Source organism: Aerosakkonema funiforme FACHB-1375 (genome assembly GCF_014696265.1).
Lineage (GTDB): Bacteria > Cyanobacteriota > Cyanobacteriia > Cyanobacteriales > Aerosakkonemataceae > Aerosakkonema > Aerosakkonema funiforme_A.
Genome location: NZ_JACJPW010000219.1, coordinates 1 through 4,767 on the forward strand (window position 1 = coordinate 1; position 4,767 = coordinate 4,767).

A 4,767-nucleotide genomic window follows, 5' to 3' on the forward strand; every position below is an offset into this window, starting at 1 on the left:
AACGCATTAGAAGCTGTTAAAGCTACCAAGTTTAAACGCACTCCCAGAAAGAAACCTACATCAGGATTGAGATACGACAAGCGAACTATGACGCTAAGAGGTAAGCAATTAACCCTTAGTTGTATCGGGAAACGGGTCAGATTAATTCTTGATGTTCCTGAATATTTCCGAGAAGTGTTTGAAACTTGGGACTTCTGTGCCGCAACTGTTACCTATACTAAACATACCAAACAATTCTGGGTGCGTTTAGTATTTGAGACAACAGACCCAGTGCAGGTTGACGGAAAAACTCAGGGAATTGACCGAGGCTTATATCATCAAGCCGTTACTTCTGACGGTCAGTTCTTCAGTTCTGACAAGATTAGAGAAGTTCAAAGGCGTTATTTATACAATCGTCGGAGACTCCAGCAAAAAGGCACTCGTAGCGCCAAACGTCGATTAAAAGCGATGTCTGGTCGCGAGAAGCGGTTCATGCGGGATACGAATCATTGTGTAAGTAAAAAGTTAGCTAATCAACCAGATATAACCGTGTTTGTGCTAGAAGATTTGTCTAGTATTCGGACTCAAAACCGAGGCAAGAAAGTTAACAAATGGTTGAGTAGTTGGCCATTTTATCAACAGGAGCAGTTTTTAACTTATAAAGCTGCTGCACTAGGAAAGAAGGTGGTGAACGTCGCTCCTAGTTATACTTCCCAAAAATGCAATATCTGCAAGCATATTAAAAAAACTTTTCGGCATAAGTCCAGGTTCCACTGTAAAGATTGCGGACATAAAACTCATGCCGATTTGAATGCTGCTAGAAATATTCGCGACGATTATTTTCTCTCCTCTACCCAAGGGACTCAGGAGCAGGGTTCGGTCAATAACCCGGATGTTTCAACCAGTCTTTCTGGTTAGTTACAAGCCCCATCCCAAGAGTGGGTGGGGCGGTTGACTGATGACGAACTTAATATCCGACAAATCGTGAAAGCTTGCCTGGAATCACTAGGAGGTTGGGAAGTAGTCTTAGCGGCTTCGGCTCAAGAGGGTTTAGTTAAGGCAGTTTCTGAGAAACCCGATGCCATTCTACTTGATGTGATGATGCCAGAGATGGATGGTTTGGTTCTGTTGCGACAGCTACAAGTCAATCCGGTAACTCAGTCAATCCCAGTGGTGTTTTTGACCGGAAGGCTGAGTTTGACCGAACCACAACGGTTTCAGCGGTTGGGGGTCAAAGGTTCGATCGCTAAACCTTTTAATTCTCTCACGCTGGTTCCCCAAATTGCTAACGCGCTCGGCTGGAACCTCCAAACCTAGTAAATCCTCAAAGGAAATTTGTAAACAATTTTTTCATAAATTTGCTAATTATTACAATTTAGACTATTCCTGACTCGACTGATTGCTTGCAAGGAAAAGCTCATCATTCTTGTCTATTCTGAGGTTCAGCCATTAGACATTCTTCTCAAAATATTTTTTTTACTAAACAAGAATTTTATTCCTCAAAATTTCCTCAAATTTGTTTCTTAAGCTCTCAAGTGTTGCGAACAGCCAAGGTAGTGAGGAAGTTCTTAATTCTTAACTACCTTGATTCTCATGACTCCTTCCCCTAGCGGCTAGGGAATAGCCACTCCCTAGAACTCTGTTTTCTGAGCATGGCTGATTATCCTAATTTTCTTTACCCTCGCTGCGATCGTCATGGCAATTATTCCCCCAGAAGATTTGGTGTTTATTGATGCTCTCAAAAATATGGTAAAATTTTTAGAAAGAGTGACTTACATTTGTGATTTACAAACAACTGGAGAGCTTTCTTTAGAAGATGCTTCTAAACAGATATATGAAGTCTATAAAAATTATCATGAAGATATCCAGATTGTACTTGAAAAAGGCCGCTTGCCCCCAAACAATTCTGATATTTGAAGCTTTTTTAGAGGCAGATTGTAAATTTGCTGAAAAACTCCAGCTATTTCCCTTTTATACGAAAAAATACAGTTGCATCTGTGCCAAAAGTTTAATAACCGCAAATTTGAAAAGCTATCAGGAGTTAAAAATGGCAAAAGAACTTTTCAATCTTACCTTAACTGTAGTCATCGATGAAATTGAAAATATTTTATCGAGCTATCCAACATATCCATACCAACAAGCTTTTTCTGAGGCTGGTTTGCGCCAAGATTTGTTGGCTTATGTTCTAAGCCGCGTTCCTAATAAGTACGCTGTTATAGAACAAACACAGCCTTTGCCAAAACAAATATTATTCCCTCCCTATCCCAGGAAGGAGCTATTAGATATAGAGCATTACATTCATCTGGGAATTCGCGATATTCTGCTGGTCTATAGCAGAACCAACTCCGGTCTACTTCAATCGCCGAACTTCAACTTTAGCGCCTCTTCTTCAGCTAGTTGATGGCTTGAATATATTTTTTTAAAGCCGAAAGTATAAAGCTTGCTGCTGTGAGACTTTATATAACATCATTTGGGATGGCATCATCATGGAATCAATTCTCAATTTAGTTCGGGAGGCTCTAGAAACTGATTTTCTGAGTATTACCGCAGAAAATCAATTACGACTGTTGCTCAACAGTAAATATTCCTTAGAAGATTTGGAAGCTTTTATGGAGTTGCAACAGGCTACCATGAATGGAAGAGTTAAGCAAGAATCGCGTGAATTAATTTTGTCTCAACACGAATTTAAACCAGGGGGTTAAAAAATGTTAACTTGTACTTGCCCTTGTTGTTCTACTACTTTACTCCGCCACATTCGCTCCCAAAGAGTCTACTGGTTTTGCCGCCACTGTTATCAAGAAATGCCCAATCCCGATAGCATTTTGGGTGGCTTAGACACTGGCTCTAAATTAAGTATTAACAGTGGCTTAGTTAAAGCTAATGCCGCTCTAATATTTTGAAGAAATTTGAATATTTTCATTAAAATAGCGAGGGATATTTCTGATGCTTTTAACAAATCGTACACTTCCAAAACAAGAAGAAATTAAATTTGGCTGGTGGGTAAAAATTGTTACTTTATTACCAGAGTGTACTTACTACATTGGGCCTTTTAATAGTATTCGGGAAGCTGCTGCCGCTCAAGTCGGCTACATGGAAGATTTAAAACAGGAGGGAGCCCAAGAAATGACGGTTTGGATTAGGCAGTGTAAGCCTAAAATGTTAACAAGCTTTGAAGATTGAGGATAAGGCAGCAGATCGCTATTTTTTTTGGCTTGAGGGTACTGTAGTGTTAAGGAATGACTTCCGATGAAAAGGAATCAGTTCCAATGAAAATTCTGCTAGTAGAAGATGATGAGACGACAGCTAATGTCCTAGCACAAGAACTCACTACCCATCACTACACTGTTGAGACAGCGGAGGATGGTCAAATGGCTTTGGAACTGGCTCAAGCCTTTCACTACGATTTGCTCGTAGTAGATATTATTCTCCCAAATTTGGATGGAATCGGTCTTTGTCGCCAACTGCGATCGCACGGCTTACAGATGCCGATTCTGCTGTTGAGTGCCAAAGACAGCACTGCTGACCGGGTACTCGGCTTACAAGCAGGAGCCGATGATTATCTGGTCAAGCCCTACGAAAGATCGGAATTAATCGCTCGGATTCAGGCTTTACTGCGAAGGGGCAGTTCTAGCTTAATTACTATGTTGACCTGGGAAAAGCTTCAGCTCGATCCAGATGCCGGTCAAGTTACTTATGGCGGAAAAGCTTTACACTTAACCCCAAAAGAGTTCAGCATACTAGAGCTTTTTCTCCGCAATCCCCGACGTATTTTCAGCCGGAGTGCCATACTAGACCGCATCTGGCCTAATGGTGAATTTCCCCAAGAGGAAGCCGTCTCTACTCAAATCAAAGGTCTGCGCCAGAAGCTAAAAGCAGGGGGAATGACTAAAGATTCGATCGAGACGGTATACGGATTGGGTTATCGACTCAAACAACTACCGGAAGATTCCCTCTCGCCAAGGGTTTCTCCAGAAGAGACGCCCAAAGCTGCGATCGCGACCGCAGACAAGCGTCAAGCTCAAGCCAAAGTGCAGGCAATTATGCAGCAGGTATGGGGCAAATTCAAACAGAGTTTGGGCTCGCATATAGTGCTGTTCGATCGAGCGATTGCCCAAATCTCTACCGGAAATCTCGATCGGGAACTGCGAGTCTCCGCTCAGTTGGAGGCGCATCGCTTGATTGGCTCGCTGGGTTCATTTGGCTTCCCAAAAGGTTCAGAGGTGGCGCGGCAGATCGAACAGTTGCTAAGCTTAGAGTCTTTGGGTGTTCGGGAGGCGCAGCAGCTTGCAGAATTGGTTGCGCTTCTCAAGCAAGTTGTGGAAGATAAGCCATCTACAACGGCGACGACTCCCGATTTAAAGATGGGGTCGGGTCGGTTGCTGGTGGTCGATGATGATGTAGTGTTGACCGAAGCGGTCAAAAGGGAAGCGATCGTTTGGGGTTTTCAGGTAGAAGTGACAACAGATCCAATATCTGCAAGAAAATCGATTTCCTGCTGTCCACCTGATGTTATTGTCCTAGACCTCACCTTTCCCGACAGCACAGAGAACGGACTGACCTTACTAGCTGAACTGGCGCAACAAGATCCCAGGATTCCGGTGTTAGTGTTGACAGCACGCAATCAGTTAAGCGATCGGGTGGAAGTAGCGCGTTTGGGTGGAAATGTCTTTTTAGAGAAGCCTAAGTAGTCGGACAAAAGTAATCGACACTGTATGAACTTTTGTTAAGGCACTTGCAGGAGTGCGATCGCTACCCACGGATAGTACAAATGTATTGTAAAAATTGACA

At 42.8% G+C, this 4,767-nt stretch carries 7 protein-coding genes; all 7 read left to right on the forward strand.

Annotation, left to right across the window (positions count from 1 at the left end; translation table 11 throughout):
* Nucleotides 1–897, forward strand: an 897-nt coding sequence (locus H6G03_RS36890; protein ID WP_190475876.1) for an RNA-guided endonuclease InsQ/TnpB family protein, incomplete at its 5' end; no start/stop codon positions are given.
* A gap of 33 nt (nucleotides 898–930) precedes the next feature.
* Nucleotides 931–1,296 (forward strand): response regulator, encoded by a 366-nt coding sequence (locus tag H6G03_RS36895; RefSeq protein ID WP_199315658.1) that lies wholly within the window; start codon nucleotides 931–933, stop codon nucleotides 1,294–1,296.
* 378 nt (nucleotides 1,297–1,674) lie between these two features.
* A complete protein-coding gene (locus H6G03_RS36900) occupies nucleotides 1,675–1,896 on the forward strand; it encodes a DUF7219 family protein (protein ID WP_190475879.1) in 222 nt (73 codons plus the stop codon).
* Nucleotides 1,897–2,026: 130 nt separating this feature from the next.
* Entirely contained in the window at nucleotides 2,027–2,380 is a 354-nt protein-coding gene (locus tag H6G03_RS36905; RefSeq protein WP_190475881.1) for a hypothetical protein, read from the forward strand.
* 85 nt (nucleotides 2,381–2,465) lie between these two features.
* Entirely contained in the window at nucleotides 2,466–2,681 is a 216-nt protein-coding gene (locus H6G03_RS36910) for a hypothetical protein (protein ID WP_190475883.1), read from the forward strand.
* A 241-nt stretch (nucleotides 2,682–2,922) separates the two neighbouring features.
* The gene (locus H6G03_RS36920) at nucleotides 2,923–3,159 is read left to right on the forward strand and encodes a DUF1816 domain-containing protein (RefSeq protein ID WP_190475885.1); all 237 of its coding nucleotides are present in this window, start codon (nucleotides 2,923–2,925) and stop codon (nucleotides 3,157–3,159) included.
* Between the two features lie 86 nt (nucleotides 3,160–3,245).
* Nucleotides 3,246–4,667: a response regulator gene (locus tag H6G03_RS36925; RefSeq protein WP_190475886.1), complete on the forward strand. Its 1,422-nt coding sequence runs from the start codon at nucleotides 3,246–3,248 to the stop codon at nucleotides 4,665–4,667.
* Nucleotides 4,668–4,767: the final 100 nt, after the last annotated feature.